The 18,123-nt window shown below is 68.9% G+C and carries 14 protein-coding genes and 1 tRNA gene; 13 read left to right on the top strand and 2 right to left on the bottom strand.

Annotated features, from left to right (window positions below):
* The first annotated feature begins 253 nt into the window (after window positions 1-253).
* From topA to ACSMFO_RS31245, 7 genes are all read left to right on the top strand, one after another.
* Window positions 254-3,151 carry a type I DNA topoisomerase gene (gene topA, locus ACSMFO_RS31275; protein WP_436461478.1) on the top strand — a complete coding sequence of 966 codons (2,898 nt, stop codon included), beginning with the start codon at window positions 254-256 and terminating at the stop codon, window positions 3,149-3,151.
* Between the two features lie 398 nt (window positions 3,152-3,549).
* Complete coding sequence (locus ACSMFO_RS31270) at window positions 3,550-4,341, top strand: ESX secretion-associated protein EspG (RefSeq protein ID WP_038520950.1); 792 nt, start codon at window positions 3,550-3,552, stop codon at window positions 4,339-4,341.
* Window positions 4,334-5,107, top strand: a complete 774-nt coding sequence (locus ACSMFO_RS31265; protein ID WP_016337828.1) for an ESX secretion-associated protein EspG — start codon at window positions 4,334-4,336, stop codon at window positions 5,105-5,107. The genes ACSMFO_RS31270 and ACSMFO_RS31265 overlap by 8 nt, the downstream gene beginning before the upstream one ends.
* A gap of 37 nt (window positions 5,108-5,144) precedes the next feature.
* On the top strand, window positions 5,145-6,365 hold the full coding sequence (locus ACSMFO_RS31260; RefSeq protein ID WP_436461477.1) for a hypothetical protein: 1,221 nt from the start codon (window positions 5,145-5,147) through the stop codon (window positions 6,363-6,365).
* A 13-nt stretch (window positions 6,366-6,378) separates the two neighbouring features.
* Window positions 6,379-6,993 (top strand): hypothetical protein, encoded by a 615-nt coding sequence (locus ACSMFO_RS31255; RefSeq protein WP_436461476.1) that lies wholly within the window; start codon window positions 6,379-6,381, stop codon window positions 6,991-6,993.
* Between the two features lie 147 nt (window positions 6,994-7,140).
* A complete protein-coding gene (locus tag ACSMFO_RS31250) occupies window positions 7,141-9,195 on the top strand; it encodes a bifunctional MFS transporter/dTMP kinase (protein WP_037335156.1) in 2,055 nt (684 codons plus the stop codon).
* Window positions 9,192-10,400, top strand: a complete 1,209-nt coding sequence (locus ACSMFO_RS31245) for a DNA polymerase III subunit delta' (protein WP_038520937.1) — start codon at window positions 9,192-9,194, stop codon at window positions 10,398-10,400. Before ACSMFO_RS31250 ends, ACSMFO_RS31245 begins: the two co-directional genes overlap by 4 nt.
* 359 nt (window positions 10,401-10,759) lie before the next feature.
* Here the strand turns inward: ACSMFO_RS31245 and ACSMFO_RS31240 are convergent, their stop codons facing one another.
* The gene (locus tag ACSMFO_RS31240) at window positions 10,760-12,448 is read right to left on the bottom strand and encodes a hypothetical protein (RefSeq protein ID WP_360090249.1); all 1,689 of its coding nucleotides are present in this window, start codon (window positions 12,446-12,448) and stop codon (window positions 10,760-10,762) included.
* Window positions 12,449-12,588: 140 nt separating this feature from the next.
* Between ACSMFO_RS31240 and ACSMFO_RS31235 the strand changes: the two genes are divergently transcribed.
* Window positions 12,589-12,662 (top strand) — tRNA-Thr (locus ACSMFO_RS31235).
* 80 nt (window positions 12,663-12,742) lie between these two features.
* Here the strand turns inward: ACSMFO_RS31235 and ACSMFO_RS31230 are convergent.
* A complete protein-coding gene (locus ACSMFO_RS31230; RefSeq protein WP_016337801.1) occupies window positions 12,743-13,381 on the bottom strand; it encodes a TetR/AcrR family transcriptional regulator in 639 nt (212 codons plus the stop codon).
* A 44-nt stretch (window positions 13,382-13,425) separates the two neighbouring features.
* On the opposite strand from ACSMFO_RS31230, the gene ACSMFO_RS31225 reads away from it, so the two are divergent.
* Genes ACSMFO_RS31225 through ACSMFO_RS31205 form a run of 5 tightly spaced genes read left to right on the top strand, consistent with a single transcriptional unit; the run spans window position 13,426 to window position 18,059 of the window.
* Window positions 13,426-14,352, top strand: coding sequence for an alpha/beta hydrolase (locus ACSMFO_RS31225; protein ID WP_436461475.1), 927 nt, complete (start codon window positions 13,426-13,428; stop codon window positions 14,350-14,352).
* The gene (locus tag ACSMFO_RS31220; protein WP_436461474.1) at window positions 14,349-15,164 is read left to right on the top strand and encodes an SDR family NAD(P)-dependent oxidoreductase; all 816 of its coding nucleotides are present in this window, start codon (window positions 14,349-14,351) and stop codon (window positions 15,162-15,164) included. Before ACSMFO_RS31225 ends, ACSMFO_RS31220 begins: the two co-directional genes overlap by 4 nt.
* Window positions 15,164-16,093, top strand: coding sequence for a hypothetical protein (locus ACSMFO_RS31215; protein ID WP_037335167.1), 930 nt, complete (start codon window positions 15,164-15,166; stop codon window positions 16,091-16,093). The genes ACSMFO_RS31220 and ACSMFO_RS31215 overlap by 1 nt, the downstream gene beginning before the upstream one ends.
* Entirely contained in the window at window positions 16,090-16,575 is a 486-nt protein-coding gene (locus ACSMFO_RS31210; protein WP_436461473.1) for an FAD-dependent oxidoreductase, read from the top strand. The genes ACSMFO_RS31215 and ACSMFO_RS31210 overlap by 4 nt, the downstream gene beginning before the upstream one ends.
* Window positions 16,572-18,059, top strand: a complete 1,488-nt coding sequence (locus ACSMFO_RS31205; RefSeq protein ID WP_436461472.1) for a flavin-containing monooxygenase — start codon at window positions 16,572-16,574, stop codon at window positions 18,057-18,059. The genes ACSMFO_RS31210 and ACSMFO_RS31205 overlap by 4 nt, the downstream gene beginning before the upstream one ends.
* Window positions 18,060-18,123: the final 64 nt, after the last annotated feature.

The following is an 18,123-nucleotide window of genomic DNA, read 5'->3' as shown; positions in this document are numbered from 1 at the left end:
TCGGCGTGGACATCAAGTGAAGCGTTGGCGGCCACGGTGTCACCACCGTCGAACGGAGGGTGTTCACCCCGTCACGCGGGACCCCAGGCGGACGTGTCCGACATCACGTGCTAGGTGTTGAAAGGAAACATCGACGAGGTCAGCGGCGATGCGCTGGACACACGATCGGCGGCGTGTTGCGCCACCTAGCCGTGGTCCAGGCGGTGCGAGCGTGCACACTGACGGGTCGAGAGGCGGCGCGAAGGCGCCGAAGATGAGCGGAGAGCAGGACAGCGTGGCAGGAGCACGGACGAAGAAGACCGCGGCGTCGGACGACGGCGCGGGCCGTCGTCGGCTGGTGATCGTCGAGTCGCCGACCAAGGCCCGCAAGATCGCCCCGTACCTCGGCGGTAACTACGTCGTGGAGTCCTCCGTCGGACACATCCGCGACCTTCCCCGCGGCGCGGCCGACGTGCCCGCCCAGTACAAGGGCGAGTCGTGGGCGCGGCTGGGTGTCGACGTCGACAACGACTTCAAGGCGCTCTACGTCGTCACGCCGGACAAGAAGTCCAAGGTCACGGAGCTGAAGGGCCTGCTGAAGGACGTCGACGAGCTCTACCTCGCCACGGACCCCGACCGTGAGGGCGAGGCCATCGCGTGGCATCTGCTGGAGACCCTCAAGCCGAAGGTCCCGGTGCGCCGGATGGTCTTCCACGAGGTCACCGAGCAGGCGATCCGTGCCGCGGCCGACAGCACCCGTGAGCTCGACGGAGACCTCGTCGACGCGCAGGAGACCCGCCGCATCCTGGACCGGCTCTACGGCTACGAGGTCTCGCCCGTGCTGTGGAAGAAGGTCATGCCGAAGCTTTCGGCGGGCCGCGTGCAGTCGGTGGCGACCAGGATCGTGGTCGAGCGGGAGCGCGAGCGCATGCGCTTCACCTCGGCGTCGTACTGGGACATCTCCGCGACGATGGACGCCGGTGCCGAGGCGTCCCCCCGTAACTTCCCGGCCAGGATGATCGCCGTCGACGGCGCCCGCCTGGCCACGGGCCGTGACTTCGGTTCGGACGGGCAGCTCAAGGCTTCGAACAACGAGATCCGCGTGCTGGCCGAGGCCGACGCCGTCCGGCTGGCCGAGGCGCTGAAGAACCGCGACTTCAAGGTCGCGAGCGTCGAGGAGAAGCCGTACACGCGCAAGCCGTACGCGCCCTTCATGACCTCGACCCTGCAGCAGGAGGCCGGCCGCAAGCTGCGGTTCACCTCCGAGCGCACCATGCGGATCGCGCAGAAGCTGTACGAGAACGGGTACATCACTTATATGCGTACCGACTCCACGACGCTGTCGGAGTCGGCGATCTCGGCGGCGCGCAGCCAGGCGACGCAGCTGTACGGCAAGGAATACGTCTCGCCGTCGCCGCGCCAGTACACCCGCAAGGTGAAGAACGCGCAGGAAGCCCACGAAGCGATCCGTCCTTCGGGTGAGGTCTTCCGCACGCCGGGCCAGGTCGCGAAGGATCTGGACACCGACGAGTACCGCCTTTACGAGATGATCTGGCAGCGCACGATCGCGTCGCAGATGGCGGACGCGAAGGGCACCACGATGTCGGTGCGCATCGTCGGCACGGCCACCAGCGGCGAGGAGTGCACGTTCGCCTCGTCGGGCCGCACGATCACCTTCGCCGGGTTCCTCAAGGCGTACGTCGAGGCCGTCGACACCGAAAGCGGCGGCGAGGCGGACGACAAGCAGAGCCGTCTGCCGCAGCTGGTCAAGGACCAGGCGCTGACCGCGACCGAGCTGAGCCCGGACGGGCACACCACGTCGCCGCCGGCGCGCTACTCGGAGCCGAGCCTGGTCAGCAAGCTCGAAGAGCTGGGCATCGGCCGCCCGTCGACGTACGCGTCGATCATCAAGACCATCCAGGACCGCGGCTACGTGTGGAAGAAGGGTTCCGCGCTGGTGCCCTCCTGGGTCGCGTTCGCCGTGATCGGCCTGATGGAGCGGCATTTCGAGCGGCTTGTCGACTACGACTTCACCGCCGGCATGGAGGACGAGCTCGACCGCATCGCCGCCGGGGACGAGCACCGGACGCAGTGGCTGTCGAAGTTCTACTTCGGCGGCGACATGGGTGTCGACGGTTCCGTCGGCCGTCTCGGCGGGCTGAAGAAGCTGGTCGGCTCGGGTGTCGAGGACATCGACGCCCGCGAGATCAACTCGATCCCGCTGTTCAGCGACGCCGACGGGCACACCGTCGTCGTGCGCGTCGGCCGCTACGGCCCGTACCTCGAGCGCGAGGTGGACGGGACGTCGCAGCGGGCGAACCTGCCCGAGGACCTGCCGCCGGACGAGCTGACCAAGGAGATCGCGGAGAAGCTGTTCGCGACGCCGCAGGAAGGCCGCGTGCTCGGCAAGGACCCGGTCAGCGGACACGAGATCGTGGCGAAGGAAGGCCGCTTCGGCCCGTACGTCACCGAGCTCTTGCCCGAGCCGGAGCCGCTGCCCGAAGGCGCGACCGCCGCGCAGAAGAAGGCCGCGAAGGCGAAGCAGCCGAAGCCGCGGACGGGTTCGCTGTTCAAGTCCATGTCGATCGAGACGATGAACCTCGAAGACGCGCTGAAGCTGCTTTCGCTGCCGCGCGTCGTCGGCAAGGACCCGGAATCCGGCGACGAGATCACCGCGCAGAACGGGCGCTACGGGCCGTACCTGAAGAAGGGCACGGACTCGCGTTCGCTCACCACCGAGGACCAGCTGTTCTCGATCACGCTCGAAGAGGCGCTGAAGATCTACTCGGAGCCGAAGCAGCGTGGCCGGTCGGCGACCGCGAAGCCGCCGCTGAAGGAACTGGGCGACGACCCGGTGTCCGGTAAGCCGATGGTCGTCAAGGACGGCCGCTTCGGTCCGTACGTGACCGATGGCGAGTACAACGCGACGCTGCGGAAGTCGGACAGCATCGAGGAGCTGACCGCCGAGCGTGCCGCCGAACTGCTGGCGGAGAAGCGCGCGAAGGGCCCGGCGCCCAAGCGCAAGGCCCCGGCGCGCAAGCCGGCGGCGTCGAAGACGGCGGCCACCAAGACGACCGCGGCCAAGAAGACCACCGCGACCAAGTCGACGGCGGCGAAGTCGACAGCGGCGAAGAAGCCTTCGACGCGCTCGACGGCCACGAAGACGAAGTAGCTCCCTTAGAGCTCTATGAACGGTCCGTTACTTGCAAAATTTGCAAGTAACGGACCGTTCATTGCATCCAAGCTCGAACAGGGTCACGAGTTCGGTCGCCGTAGGTGGTGGGATCCGGCTCCGGGGTGCCGGAGCAGGAACACCGGCTTGCTCGCGAAGTGGTACGAGACGAGCCTGCGCTCGACAGTCCGGCCTGTTTCGCGATGCGGGCGAACGACGCGTGGGTGTAGCCGAGCTCCGCGATCGGTCTCGATGGCCGCGGCCACGATCCGTGCCCGTCCCGCCTTCTCGGTGAACGTCTCAGTCGGGCAAATCCGTCGACCGGAAACCGCTCGCCGACCGTTCGCCGAACGACCTCACCCGTTCGAACAAAAGTTCTAAAAATTGTCGGTACCAGGGTGTTCAATGGTCAGGTGAGCACTTCAACGACCGCTGTCTTCGACGTCATCGACGAGGTCATCGCCCCGCTGGCAGCCGAGGTTCCGGAGCGTCCCTCGGTGATGGAGTTCTACGACCCGGAGCTCGCCGTGCCGCCGGTGCTGGCCGACGAGGAGCCGACTCCAGGGCTCACCCTGGCCGAGGAGGTGGAGCAGTACACCCGGTTCGTGAGCGGGATGGCGACCATCGGGCTGGCCCCCGGCGGCGAGGTCACGCCCGAGGCCGTCGGGCTGTATCGCGCGCTGCGCGGCGGGTTCATCCGCGGCGTGGTGACCGGCGTGTTCCCGTCGCGTCCGGAGCCGTGGGAGGTCCGGTTCTTCGGCGACGAGGACTACACCACGGTGCTGAACAAGCTCGGCAGGCGAGCGCGGCTGCGGTCCGGTTTCCTCAGCGCGCTGCCGGGCTGGGTGTTCGACGGCCTGCCCGACCATCCGCCGGGCACCGGCGAGACCGTGCGCATCGTGACGGACGCCGGCGGGCTGATCCCGCTGCGGGCCCGCGAGGCCGTCGAGGTGATCCGTGAAGGCGCTTCGCGGCCGCGGCACGGCACGGTCCTCGTCGATCTCGCGGTGCGGAACTCCATCCTCGCCGAGTATCCGCACGGCGCGTTCGGCCTGGTGGACAACGACCTCGGCCGGTACCAGTTCAGCGCGGCGATGGACGGCGACGGCCGTTGGACGCTCACCTGGGGCCCGGCCAGCCGGTCGACGGCCGAGCAATGGATCGTGAAGGCGGTGCAGAACCATGCGTGAACCGGCGACCGTGAAGGAACTGATGAGGCGCGCCGCCGAGCCGGTGCTGCGCGCGGTGCCCGAGCGGCGGAGCGTGTACCTGGGCTACGACCCGGAGATCACCGACGACGAGATCCGCCGTCTGTGCCCGTCCTACGACGAGCCGGCGGATCTCGTCACCCAGGCCGAGCGGTACGCGGCCAAGGCGGCGATGCTCGAAGAGGCCGGGCTGATGGAGAACGGCGAGATCCATCCGGCCGCGGTCCAGATGCACGGCGTGATGCTGCGCGGCTCTGTGCGAGGCGTCCTCACCGGCGTCTTCGCCTCCGCGCCGCGCTCGGTGCGCGTCGATTGCTACGGAGACGGGCATCAAGCGGTCGTCTGGCGGATGCGGTCGGGGCGGCGGACCACGTTCAGCCTCAGCGATTTCGGCGAGCTGGGGGCCCGGGTCTTCGGCGGGCTCCCGCATGTCCCCGCCGGGGAGACCGAGCCGATGCGCATCAGGATCGACGAGCACGGCGTGCCGCTGCCCGGCCAGGAAGAGGAGGTCGGGTTGGTCGCCGACACGCTGAACCGTCCGCGCACCGGCACGGCGATCCTCGATCTGGTCGCCTTCGGCGGGCTGAACGCCGAGTACCCGGACTACGGCTTCGTGATCGTCGACAACGATTTGGGGAGGTTCGTGTTGTACGCCGCCCCTTCCGAAGGGTGGCTGATGTTCGGTGGAATGGACCGCCGGGCACTGGCGGGCTGGCTGCACGAGGCGGTGGACTTGAGCCGGACGTAGCCGCCGCCTTGGGCGATGACGACTGGGGAGGGCGGGCATGGACCTGGACCGGCGCGCGGCCGACGCGTGGTTCCGGCGGCGAGGGCTGCCGATGGTCATCCACCGGCGGAGGCGCGGTGCGGGCATGTTGCGCCGGTCCACACCGGGGCTGGTGTTCCTGTGCCTGCTCGACCTGCTGCTGGCCGCGTTGCTGAAGCTGCTCGACGTCCCCGAGGACGTACTCGCCGCCCGGATGCGCAGTAGCGGCGTCGGTTACGTGCTCGGCGTGCTGGCGCTGACGTTCGCCGTGGTCGTGGTGCCGGTGATCGCCGGACGGCTGATGGCGAAGCTGCTTCGCGTGCTGAGCCGCACCAGAGTCCGGTTGGCCGTCATGGCGGCGACGATCGGCTTCTGGCTGCTCGTGCTGCCGCTCGGCGAGCGGCTCACCGGGCTGGTGTCGTGGGACAACCCGTTGTGGGTCGCCATCCTCACCAACCTGGTCGCGCTGGCCGTGCTGATGTTCCTGGTCCGGATCGGCGTCGGCTCGATCCTCACCTGGGCGGCACGGAGCGCGGTCGCTCAGGTCAGGGCCATCGGCACGCTCGCGTCGCGGGCATTGCCGCTGCTCCTGCTGGTGGTGATGTTCAGCTTCTTCACCGCCGAACTGTGGCAGGCGGTGGAACGGCTGACCCCCGGCCGGTTGTGGCTGGTGGTCGGCTTCCTCGTGCTGATCGGCGCCGTGTTCCTGGCGTCGATGCTGTCCGACGAGATCAAGGAGCTGAAGTCCTGGACCGTGGAGCCCGGCGCGACCGTCCTGCGCGGCACGCCGTTCGACGACGACACCGAGCCACCTGGCAGGCGCGCGCTGACGAAGACCGAGCGCCTGAACATCGCCCTGGTGCTGTTCTTCGCCCAAGCGGTGCAGATCGTGGCGTTCGGGGTGCTGGTGTTCGCGTTCTTCGTCGTGTTCGGGGTGCTGATCCTCAGCCCGGAGGTCGTGACGGAGTTCGCCGGCCGTGAATCGGCGCCGGGGACACTGCTGGGTGTCCCCCTTCCGGTGAGTTCCGCACTCGTCAACGTCTCCGTCTTCCTCGCCGTTTTCTCCGGTTTGTACTTCGCCGCATCGACCGCGACGGATGCCCGGTACCGGCGTTCTTTCTTCGAGCCTTTGCTGGAGGATGTGAAGATCAGCCTCGCGGCGCGTGACATTTATCTGGCCCATTGGGCGGATGTGCGGCGGGCCGAGGTGGTTACCCTGGAAGCAGAGGACATTCCGTAGTGAGGTGGTCACCATGAGCAGGAAGGGCGGAACTCCCTTCTTCGATGCCCCCGACTTCGTGAAAGGCGATGGCACTCAGGCAGATCCTCCGGGCGACACGTTCGCCGACCCGCTGTCCGGGCTGGTCACGACCGGCACGACGGCCCCATCCGATCCGTCGGCGGGAGCCGACGACGTCCGCGTGCAGGTGCCGGGACCGGTCCAGCACGACCCCGAAGTGGTGAGCAGGATGGTCAGCGCGGCCATGCTCGCGGACGACCAGCCCGCCGAAAGCCCGGGCGCGGAGCAGACCGCGGTCCCGTCGCCCGCCAAGGTCGTCAGCACGGTGGGTGAGCAAGGCGCTGCGCCGATCGGGATCCTGCCCCAGCAGCGAACCTGGCCGTCGAGGCCGTCTCAGCTGATCCGCCAGCCCCGTCGGCTGAAGCCGGAAGAGCCGGTCGAGGTCGACGAGGAGGCCGAGGTCGAAGTTCGGCGCGCCAAGCGTTCCATGCAGATGCCGAGGCTCGGCAAACCGTCGTCGAACACCGCCGGCGTGATGATCGCGATCGCCCTCATGATCGTCTTCGCGGTCCTCGCCATCCAGCTGCTCGCGAGCCTGTTCAACAGCATCGCGGGGATCTTCGGGTAACCCGTCCGGCGGATAGCGCCGGACGGGGCCGTCCGTCCAGACGTCACCCATCGGGATACCCTGGCCCTACGGTCGGGGTACCCGGTGTTGACCCGGGTCGCAACCCCGGCGCCGCGTGACTAGTGGGGTGGGCGTATCAGCGAGGGCGTGCAGTCGGTGCCCGAGACGGGCACGAGTGGTCCGTCGGGACGTGACGCTTCCACCATGCACCGGGTGCGGCGGGTGCTGGCGATCAAGCCGTTCCGCCGGATCTGGGGTGTCTCCTATCTGTGCAGCGTCGCGGACTGGCTGAACCTCCTCACGCTGACCGGTCTGGTCACCAAACTGACCGACAACTACGCCGCGCAGAACTTCGCGTTCGTCGGGGTCGTGCTGACGTCGCTGCTGCCGGGGCTGCTGTTCGCCCCGCTCGGCGGGCTGCTCGCCGACCGCTTCGACCGGCGCAAGGTGATGGTGCTCTGCGACCTCGGCCGGTGCGGGTTCCTGCTGTCGATCGCGTTCGTCGGCACCCCGTGGTGGGTGTTCGTCGGCAACTTCCTGGTCGGCTGCTGCTCGATGATGTGGATCCCGTCGAAGGACGCGGCGGTGCCGAACCTGCTGCGCCGTCCGGACCAGGTCGAGACGGCCAACCAGCTCGGCATGGTGATGACCTACGGCCTCGCGGTGATCACCGCCGCCGGGGCGAACGCCGTGCTCACCGGTAGCAACACCACGTTCCACTTCTTCCAGGGCGACGCCCAGCTCGGCATCGCCAAGGTCGCCGTCGTCATCACCGGCCTGCTGTACCTGACCAGCGCGATCGTGATCGCGACCCGGATCCCCGAGCTGTCGCTGCGCAACGTCCACGCGGTCGAGAAGCCCAAGGTCAAGCCTGCCGACGAGGAGAAGTTCGGCTTCCGGCAGATGATCGCCGACGGCGCCCGGTTCGTCCGGACGACGCCGCTGGTGCGCGGATTGATGATCGGTGCTTTCGGCGCCTTCGCCGCCGGTGGCGCGGTGATCGGTTCGGCCAAGCCGTACTCGTCCAGCCTGCTCGCCGGTGACGCGGCGTTCAACCTGCTCGTCCTGGCCGTCTTCCTCGGGCTCGCCACCGGTATGGCGGTGGCCCCGAAGCTCGCGCGTCGGCTCGCGCACGACCGGCTGTTCGGGATCTCGATCGTCGCCGCGGGCCTGTGTCTCGTCGTGGTGGCGCTGTCGCCGCATCTCGCCGTTTCGCTGGTCGCGGTCGCGGCCGTCGGTGTCTGGGCGGGGACGGCGTTCCTGACCGGTGTCACGATCATCGGTTCCCGGATCGAGGACTCGATCCGCGGCCGGATCAACGCGATCTACCAGTCGCTGATGAAGATCGTGTTGTTCGGCTCGACGGTGTTGGTGCCAGTGCTGATCAGCGCGGTCCGGACGACCGAAGTCGAGCTGTGGGGCGGCACGATCACCATCGACGGCACGCGGCCGGTGATGGTCGGCGGCGGCATCCTCGCGCTGCTCGCCGGCATCTTCGCGTACCGGCAGATGGACGACCGGCGGGCCGAACCGATCCTCGCCGATCTCCGCAACGCCTTGCGCCGCAGCCCGCGTCGCGTGAACGGCCTGCTGATCGCGCTCGAAGGCACGCGGGCGATCAACACCGAGACGCAGGCCGCGCGGCTGGCCGAATGGCTGCGTGCGGGTACGCGTCCGGTCGTGCTGGCCGCCGACCCGGCGCTGGACGATCAGCGGCTCGCGAAGCTGGTCTCCGGTGCTTCGCTGTCCGGTGCGCGGGCGCAGGCGCTGGCCGCCGCCGCGGTGCGGGCGGACATCGTCGAACGGGACATCCAGCCCGCGCTCGACGCCGGTTCCGTCGTGGTGATGGAACGGTTCGTGGACTCGCCGCTGGCGCATCTGTCCGCGGTCGCCGGACTGGACAGTCAGGAACTCGAAGGGCTCGCGGACTGGGCGACCGGCAGGCTGCGGCCCGACATCACCATCCTGCTCGACGCCGATCCCGGCACGGTGATGCGGAAGTCGGAGTCGCTGGACGCGCAGTGGCGGGTGCAGCATCTGCTCACGGAGATGGCCGCCGCAGACCCGGACCGGTATGTCGTGGTCGACGCGGAAGGTACCGAGGACGAAGTGGGCGACCGGGTGCGGACCGCGATCCGCGCGGTGCTCGTCGGCAGGCTCGCCGGGCTCGCTCCGGCGGAGGAGAAGGTCGAAGCGAAGTGACGGAAGCCCCTGTGCTGATCGGTGTCTGGAAGCAGCTCGTCGGCCAGGAGCCCGCCGCGCGCACGCTTTCTTCGGCGTCGACGGCGGCCGCCCGGATCATCGACAACCAACCGGTCGCGCCCGGCGCGATGACCCATGCCTGGCTGATCACCGGTCCGCCGGGTTCGGGGCGTTCGACGGCCGCGCGGGTTTTCGCGGCGGCGTTGCAGTGCAGTACCGGCACCGGCTGCGGCGAATGCCCCGGTTGCCGCACCGTGATGGCCGGGACGCACGCGGACGTCAAGCTCGTCGTGCCGGAAGGCCTTTCGATCTCGGTCGCCGAGATGCGTTCGCTGGTGCAGGCCGCCGCCCGCCGCCCGACCACCGGGAAGTGGCAGGTGGTGATCATCGAGGACTCCGACAGGCTGACCGAAGGCGCGTCGAACGCGTTGCTGAAGGCCGTCGAGGAGCCGCCGGATCGCACGGTGTTCCTGCTGTGCGCGCCGTCGGATCACCCGGACGACGTGTCGGTGACGATCCGCTCGCGGTGCCGTCTGGTCACGTTGCGGACGCCGCCGCCGGAGGCGATCGCGCAGGTGCTGATGGAGCGGGACGGTATCGAGCCCGAGCGTGCGCGGTGGGCCGCGTCCGTCTCCAGTGGACATGTCGGCCGCGCGCGGCGGCTCGCCACCGACGAGGCGGCGCGGCAGCGGCGGGCGACGGTGCTGCGGATCCCGCTCGGCCTGCGGCGGCCGTCCGATGTGTTCACTTGCGCCGATCAGCTGATCAGCGCGGCGGAGGCCGACGCGGGCGAGGAGAGCAAGGTCCGCGACGAGGCCGAACGTTCCGAACTCCGCACCGCGATGGGCGGCGACGGCACCGGAAAGGGTGTCGCCGGGGCGAAACGCGCCGCCGAAGCCGCAGTGAAGCAGCTCGAGAAGCGTCAGAAGTCCCGCGCGACCCGTACGCAGCGGGACACCCTCGACCTCGCGCTGGTGGACCTGGCCGCGTTCTACCGGGACGTGCTAGTGACCGCGAGCGGCGCGGGCGCGACGCTGAACCATCCCGACCACGCCTCGGAAATCTCGCAGGCCGCCTCCGCGTGGGCGCCGGACTCGATCCTGCGGCGGCTCGAAGCCGTCCTGGAATGCCGCGAGGCGATCGACCTGAACGTGAAGCCGAGGATCGCCGTCGAAGCCATGGTCACCACCCTGCGCCAGGGCTGACACGCGCTTCGCTCCCTACCCCACCCCCCGCCCTTCCCAGGGGGGCGTCCCCGAGTCCAGTTTACCGGGGGTGGAGGGGGAAAAGGGCTGGTGGCGGGAGTTGTCCACAGGTGGGGATGGTTGTGGACAAGTGCTGTGGGTAAGTGAAGGCGCTTCGGGTTCGGGGGCGGGGTTCCCAATGTCGCATTGGGGACGCTCAGCGACTCAAATGCGACATTGGGAACCCCTGGGAGCCGAAAACAAAGGGGCCCCACCGCGTCAAAGCGGCGGGGCCCCACTGCTGAAGAGCGATCAGGGGGTACGAACGGTCCTCTCACGCGGGGACGTGAAAGGACCGTTCATCACCCTCCTCGCCCCGTCTAGTCCTCCGAGTCCAGAGAGCGTGGCCGGGGCGAAGGCTTGAAGCCAGGCGACTTCTTCGCGACCGGAACCACCGCGAGCCGTCGCCGTCCCGGCATGGCGGCCACGAGAACGACACCGATCAGCAGCATCGCCGTACCCGACCAGAACATCGGCACCGTGTCGTAGGCGGCGTTGGTGTACGCCAGGTTCTTGACCGGCCCCTTCGGTGCCGCGCCACCGTTGTTGCCCGCGGGCGGCGGGGTAGCCGTCCCGCACTCGACACCGCCGGTGGGCGCGTACGCCCGGGCGATCTGCTCACCGAGCGACACCTGCGCCAGCGACGAAGGCAGCTTCTTCGCGGCGTCCGGCGGCAGAGCCTTCTGCAGTGCCGTCGTCGGCAGGATCTGCAGGTCCAGCAGTCGCGCCGAGGCACCCATCTGGAAGCCCTTGAACGGCGAGGTCATGTCGCTCGACTTCTGGTTCAGCCCGGCGATCGACAGCTTCAGCACCCCGATGTCGAGGGTGAGCCCGTTCCCGGCCTCGCCGCCGGGAAGCTGCTTGGTGGCACCGTTCAGCATCTCGGCCAGCCCGCCGATCACCGGCACGTTCTTCAGCTGGTCGAAGCCCGGGACCTGCTTGAGCGACGGCAGCGGGATCCCGATCGGGATGTCCTTGGTCGGGTTGTTCGCGTCGAGCGTGAACAGCACCTTGTCACCGCGGACGATCTGCAGCACCGGGGCGCTGTACTCGACCTTCGACGTCTTCTTCTCGCCGGTCGAGGTGACCCGCAGCGTCGGCTGGCTGGCGACCTTGATCGTCAGGCCGAGCGGCGTGCCCTTCAGCAGTTCGATGTTGGCCGCCTGCAGGGTCGACGTCGATTCGACGGCCTTGTTCTTCGAACCGGGGATGTCGACCAGCCGCACGACCGAACGCGACGACAGTGTGTTCGGCAGGCTCAGCACCGCGCCCTTGCCGTCGGCGCTGGTGCTGGTGCCCGACAGCAGCCCGCCGAGGTTCGCCAGCGGGCCGAGCGCGGACAGGCCGGACTTGAGCTGCTCATTCGCCTCTGTCAGCTGATTGGCGTCCGGGATGTTCGGGATGGTCGGCAGCAGCGCGAGGTTCGCGATCGACGTGCTCGAATCGGCGATCGTGCCGACGCACGGCCCGAGCGTCGGGCTCCAGCGCGCGTGCGCCTCACCGTTGAGCAGGCCGAGGTTGAACAGCGGGTTCTTCGGCGCGTTGAGGCCGCCGCTGATCGGCTTCGGGTTGTCGGGCAGCGCCGTCTGCACGAGGCTGCCCGGCGTCTGCGGCGCGTTGCCGGCGGCGGACAGGCCGAACGGCGACGACTGCGCGATCGACTTCTCGTAGTTCAGGTAGGCCTCGGAGTTGGCCTGCGCGCTGGAAAGCCCCATCCCCGCTTCGAGCGCGGACTGCTTCGGCAGCAACTCGCCCGCGCCGGGCAGGATGGCGCTGGTCGGCACCGCGTTCGGCAGCAGCCGCAGCACACCGAGCGCCGCCCCCGCGTCACCGACCGCCTTGCCGAGCGGCTGCGGCCCGATCGGCGCCGACATCGGCGGCTGTCCCGGATTCGCCGGATCGGGGATCGGCGTGGTCGGGATCGTCTGGGCGGTCGCCGGAGCCGCGGTCAGCAGAAGCAGGGCCGCGGCGGCCGGAAGCGCCAGCACACGGGGCAGTCGTTGCCGCATGAACAGGTCCTCCAGTGGGGATGGGCCGATCTTGGGGGACTGAGACCGGCGTCATAGGACCTTAACGACGGTGGCCCTCGAAGGTGACGTTCAAGCCTCCGCTACACTTGGCTCCGTCATCGGGTGCGAGCCCGATGTCCGCCGCCTTAGCTCAGTCGGCCAGAGCGATTCACTCGTAATGAATAGGTCAGGGGTTCGATTCCCCTAGGCGGCTCCGCAGGTCAGGCCCCATTCGGAATACTCCGGATGGGGCCTGACCCATTTCCGGCTCAGCGCTGGGACCGCGCCGAAAGTTCACCCGTTGGTGTCACCCTTGAGGAACATTCGCGACAGCGAGGTGCCCACTCCCGTGAGGTGCTCGACGAGCGTGTCCGCGTCCGCGTCGAGCAGTCCGGAGCGCCACGCCAGCATGATCTCGACGAAGCCGCCGATGCCCAGCAGGACGTTGACCCGGAACTCCAGCCCGTCCACGTCCGGCTTCAGATGCGGCCGCGCCAGGTCGATGAGCAGGCCGGTGGTCTCCTGGACGGTCTGCCGCCGCAGTTGCTCCAGTACCGCGCTGCCCGCGTGGTCGCCGAACAGGATCTGCGCGCGCGACGGCTCTTCCTGCACGTGGTGCACGACGACGTCGACGGCGGCGCGGAGCTGGTCCAGGGCGGGTTGCTCGATGCGGGCGGCGACGGCGTCGAGGACCATCCGCAGGGTTTCGTCGCGGACCTGTTCCCAGGCGGTGGCGAGCAGCGCGTCGCGGTTGGCGAAGCTCTCGTAGAAGTACCGGTCGGTCAGGTTCGCCCGCGCGCAGACGCCGCGCATGGTGACCGCCGCCCAGCCCTGTTCCTGCCAGATCTCCAGCGCGGCGCCGAGGAGCGCCAGCCGTCGTTCGGCGCGGCGTTCGTCGGCGGTTTTGCCGCTGTAGCGGCGGGACGCGGTCACCCCTCCATCTTGACAGCAGGTGCCCTCAGATTCATTCTGAGGGCATGCGACCGCAGAATGGCCTGCGCGCCGGGTTGGCCTCCGCGCTGACGTCCGCTTTCGTGCGGCCGATCGCCAACGCGATCCCGGCCAACCGCGCGGGCGTCGCGTTCTCCCGGGCCTTCATCGCGAGCAGTTTGTGGCTGGCGTCGCCGCCGTTGAAGGGCAGCCGCATCGAGCCCGGCATCCGCGGCGAGTGGGTCCGCGCGCCCGAGGTGAGCGAGGGCAACGCCGTGGTCCTCTACATCCACGGCAGCGGTTACGCCCTTTGCTCGGCGCGCACGCATCGCGGGCTGACCACGCGGGTCTCCGCCGGCACCGGGCTGCCGGTCTTCGCCTGCGAGTACCGGCTCGCGCCGCGGCATCGCTTCCCGAGCGCCGCCGACGACGTCCGCGCGGCCTACGACCGGCTTCTCGACCAGGGATATCGGCGGATTCTCGTCGCGGGCGACTCCGCGGGCGGACATCTCGCGGTCGACCTCGCCGCGCAGCTGATCCGGGAACGCCGTGAGCCACCCGCGGCGCTGGCACTCTTCTCGCCGTTGTTCGACGTGACCTTCGGGCTCGCCGCTCAGCGAGAGCGCATGAGCCCGGATCCGATGATCTCCGCCGCCGCGGCCGCGCGGCTGGTCGGTCTGTACACAGTGGACGCCGACCTCGCGTCGGCACGGCTGCGTTTCGCCTTCGACGACATCAAGGGTTTCCCGCCGACGATCATCCAGGCGGGCGGGCTCGAAATGCTCGCCGCGGACGCCATCGAGCTCGCCAGGGCGCTGCGTCGCGCGGGAGCCGACTGCGAACTCGACGTGGTGCCCGGTCAGATGCACGTCTTCCAGGCCTTGACCCGCTTCATCCCCGAAGCGGCGCCGGCGATGGAGCGGGCTTGCCGCTTCCTCATCGGGAACCTTCCAGCGATCGTGAGGGCGGCATGACGAAACGGACCCACGGAGCGCACGCCGTCGTCACGGGCGCCGGCAGCGGGATCGGGAGGGCGATCGCGGCCGAGCTCGTCCGGCGCGGCAGCCGGGTCGTTTGCGCCGACATCGACCTCGAAGCCGCCGAAGAAACCGCGAAAACGCTCGAGAACGCGGTCGCCATCGCCTGTGACGTGTCCGATGTGGACGAAGTCGCGGACTTGGCGAACCAGGCGCGGTCCTGGCTCGGCCGCGAGCCGGATCTCGTCGTCAACAACGCCGGCATCGGCGCGGGCGGCAAACTCGTCGGGGAGAGCCCGCTGTCCGATTGGCAGCGGACGCTCGGGGTGAACCTCTGGGGCGTGATCCACGGCTGCCACACCTTCGTCCCCGCCATGCGCGCGGCGAAGGCGGGCGGCGTCATCAACGTCGCGTCGGCCGCCGGATTCACCGCCGCGCCGAGGATGGCCGCGTACAACGTGAGCAAGGCCGGGGTCGTCAGCCTGTCCGAGACACTGGCCGCCGAACTGTCCGGCACCGGCGTCGCGGTCACCGTGCTGTGCCCGACCTTCGTACGCACCAACATCTTCGGCGGCGAGCTCATCGAAGACGGGGCGCGCGGCCTCGCGCAACGGGTGTCCGACGTGGTCGGGTTCTCGCCGGAGCGCGTCGCGAAGACGACGCTCGACGCCCACGATCGCGGACGCCTCTACGTCGTGCCGCAGCCCGACGCCCAGCTTCTGTGGCACGCCAAACGGTTCGTGCCCGTCCCGTACACGCGGATCGCCGGTCTGCTCGGCCGGTTCCTGCCCGCCGAAAAGGAGAAGTGATGGCCTACGACTTCGCGGCGATGCTCCAGACCATCAAGGACAAGCAGTGGTCGCTGGCCGACATCGACTGGGACGCGCCCGGCGCCGAGACGATGACCGACGAACTGCGCGCCAAGATGCGGCCGTTCATGGCCGACCTCGTGTGGATCGAGCACGTCGGCGCCCGCGGGTTCGCCTCGCTGGCCAAGAAGGCACCGACTCCGGTGATCCAGGAGATCTACCGCTACTTCCACGCCGAGGAACAGAAGCACGCCAACGCGGAACTGGCGCTGATGAAGCGCTGGGGCATGCTCGACGAGCACGGTTCGATGCCCGAGCCGAACATCAACGTCAAGCTCGCCATCAAGGTCCTCGACGACTTCGGCGACACGCTGCCGCTGACGGCGCTCGCCACGCTCATCCCGCTGCTCGAATGCGCGCTGGACGGCGCGCTGGTGAAGTTCCTGCTGGACGAGGTCTCCGATCCGGTGTGCCACCAGGTGTTCCGGCATATCAACTCCGACGAGGCCCGGCATATCACGGCCGATTTCGAGGTGCTGGAACTGATCGGCGCCGGATCCACGACCAAACTGCTCACCGAATCGATCGGCTCGCTCAAACCGCAGATCGTCCTCGGCCTGATCGTGGTGTTCGTGCCGCTGATCAACAAGATGCGGGACAACATCGTCGCGATGGGCCTGCCGGAGAAGAAGCTGTACAACGCCGTGAAACGGTTCTCCACCATCGGCGGCCGCGGCGAGTTCACGAAACGCATCCCGGCGTACCACGTGCTCAAGGCGCAGGCGGCGATGATCGTCGACCGTTCGCACGTCTATCACCGGCTGCTCGCCGACCCGATGGTGAAGGCGACCCGGCTGATTCCCGCGCGGCTGCTGGGAAAGCCGCAGTCGTGGACCGAGGAGATCACCCACGAACCGGTCGCGTCATGACGCTCGGCGCATTCCGGGGCGAGGTGTTGCGCGGCACCGAGTGGTTCGGGCACGACTTCTCCGGGCAACGGGTGGCCGTGCTCGCGCCCGGCCGCGAGGCAGCGCAGATCGTGCCCGAGGTGGTGGCCACCGCGCGGTCGGTGAAGGTGTTCCAAGAGGAGCCGGACTGGGTGGTGCCGATGCCGGTCCCCGGCCCGACCGTCCTCGGCGTCGCAGTCGCCCGGGTTTTCCTGCGCTGGCAGGTGAAAGATCCCTGGATCCGCAGGCTCCTGACGCCCGATCGACGCTTCGGCTCGCGGCGGACTGCGCCGGGCCTCGGCTACTACGGCGCGCTTCGGCGGCCCGGCTGCAAGCTCATCACCTGGCCGGTTTACGCCTTCGCTCCCGACGGAATCCGCACCGCCGAAGGTATCGAGCACCAGGCCGACGTGGTGGTGCTCGGGCCCAGCTCACTGTTCGCCAAGGAAGGACTTCCCGCATGACGCCGGACCACGAGATCGCGATCATCGGTGGGGGATTCTCCGGTATCGGGGCCGCGATCCTGCTGCACCAGGCCGGTTTCGAAGACTTCCTGATGCTGGAGGAGGGCGACGGCGTCGGCGGCGCGTGGCACTGGAACACCTATCCCGGTGTCGCCGTCGACATCCCGTCGTTCAGCTACCAGTTCTCGTTCGAGCAGATCTCCGGCTGGTCGCGGGTCTACGCGCCCGGCCGCGAGCTGAAGGCGTACGCCGACTACTGCGTCGACAAGTACGACATCCGCCGCCGCACCCGCCTCGGCACCAAGGTCGTCTCGGCGACCTTCGACGACGAGACGCACTTGTGGCGCCTCGAAACCGCCGAAGGGTGGTCGATGACGGCGCGGTTCGTCGTCGGCGCCACCGGCGTGCTCACCCAGCCGAAGCCACCGGACATCGAGGGCATCGACGCTTTCCGCGGCACGGTGATGCACACCGCGCGCTGGGACCACGGCGTCGACCTGCGGGGTAAACGCGTCGCCGTCGTCGGCACCGGGGCTTCGGCCGTACAGGTGATCCCGTCCATCGCGCCGGAGGCCGCGCATCTGACGGTGTTCCAGCGCACGCCGATCTGGTGCCTGCCCAAACCCGACGCCGCGTTGCCCCGGACGGCGCGGCTCGCGCTGCGGCGGCTGCCGGGCGCGAAACTGGTGTCCAGGCTGGCCAGCCAGGCCCTCGTCGAGGTGACCTTCCCGCTGGCCGCGCATTTCCACAACCTGCTGCCGACCGCGGGCGCCGGCGAGCGGATCGGGCGCGCGCATCTGCGCCGCGCGGTCAAGGATCCCGAAACCCGCGAGAAGCTGACCCCGCGCTACGCCTTGGGCTGCAAGCGGCCGAGCTTCTCGAACGAATATCTCCAGACGTTCAACCGGGACGACGTCACGCTGGAGACCACCGGCATCGACGCGGTCACCGAATCCGGCGTGCGCACCGCCGACGGCACCGAGCATCCGGTCGACGTCCTGGTGCTGGCGACCGGGTTCAAGGTGTTCGAGAAGGGCAACATGCCCGCCTTCACCGTGCGCGGTTCGGGCGGCGCGGATCTGGAGAAGTTCTGGGAGGAGAACCGGTTCCAGGCCTACCAGGGCGTCAGCGTCCCCGGTTTCCCGAACCTGTTCACCATTCTCGGGCCCTACGGCTACAACGGTTCCTCGTACTTCAACCTCATCGAGACGCAGACCGCGCACATCATCCGCTGCCTGCGCAACGCGAGGAAGACCGGCGCCACGCGCGTGGAGGTCACGAGCGAGGCCAACGACCGCTACTTCCGGAGCATGCTGGACCGGCGCAAGCACCAGGTCTTCTTCCAGGACAGCTGTTCACTGGCCAACAGCTACTACTTCGACGCGAACGGGGACGTGCCCTTCCGCGCCTCGCCGACGCTGGAAACCATGGTGACGAGCCGGTTCTTCGACCTCGACGACTACGCCTTCGCGGACGGCCGGTGAACACTGGCTGAAGTCCGCCGTCCCCGGCCGTGACGGGCCTTAGGTTCGATTCCCCGAACCTGGA

This window comes from Amycolatopsis sp. w19, assembly GCF_051373225.1.
GTDB classification, from domain to species: domain Bacteria; phylum Actinomycetota; class Actinomycetes; order Mycobacteriales; family Pseudonocardiaceae; genus Amycolatopsis; species Amycolatopsis japonica.
Note: the sequence above shows the minus strand (reverse complement) of the source record. Positions and strands in the feature narration are given on the sequence as shown.

Coding starts and splice junctions, on each gene's coding strand:
- topA (WP_436461478.1), top strand. CDS start 254: ATGAGCGGAGAGCAGGACAGCGTGGCAGGAGCACGGACGAAGAAGACC.
- ACSMFO_RS31265 (WP_016337828.1), top strand. CDS start 4,334: ATGCGTGAACCGGCGACCGTGAAGGAACTGATGAGGCGCGCCGCCGAG.
- ACSMFO_RS31260 (WP_436461477.1), top strand. CDS start 5,145: ATGGACCTGGACCGGCGCGCGGCCGACGCGTGGTTCCGGCGGCGAGGG.
- ACSMFO_RS31255 (WP_436461476.1), top strand. CDS start 6,379: ATGAGCAGGAAGGGCGGAACTCCCTTCTTCGATGCCCCCGACTTCGTG.
- ACSMFO_RS31240 (WP_360090249.1), bottom strand. CDS start 12,448: ATGCGGCAACGACTGCCCCGTGTGCTGGCGCTTCCGGCCGCCGCGGCC.
- ACSMFO_RS31225 (WP_436461475.1), top strand. CDS start 13,426: ATGCGACCGCAGAATGGCCTGCGCGCCGGGTTGGCCTCCGCGCTGACG.
- ACSMFO_RS31220 (WP_436461474.1), top strand. CDS start 14,349: ATGACGAAACGGACCCACGGAGCGCACGCCGTCGTCACGGGCGCCGGC.
- ACSMFO_RS31215 (WP_037335167.1), top strand. CDS start 15,164: ATGGCCTACGACTTCGCGGCGATGCTCCAGACCATCAAGGACAAGCAG.
- ACSMFO_RS31210 (WP_436461473.1), top strand. CDS start 16,090: ATGACGCTCGGCGCATTCCGGGGCGAGGTGTTGCGCGGCACCGAGTGG.
- ACSMFO_RS31205 (WP_436461472.1), top strand. CDS start 16,572: ATGACGCCGGACCACGAGATCGCGATCATCGGTGGGGGATTCTCCGGT.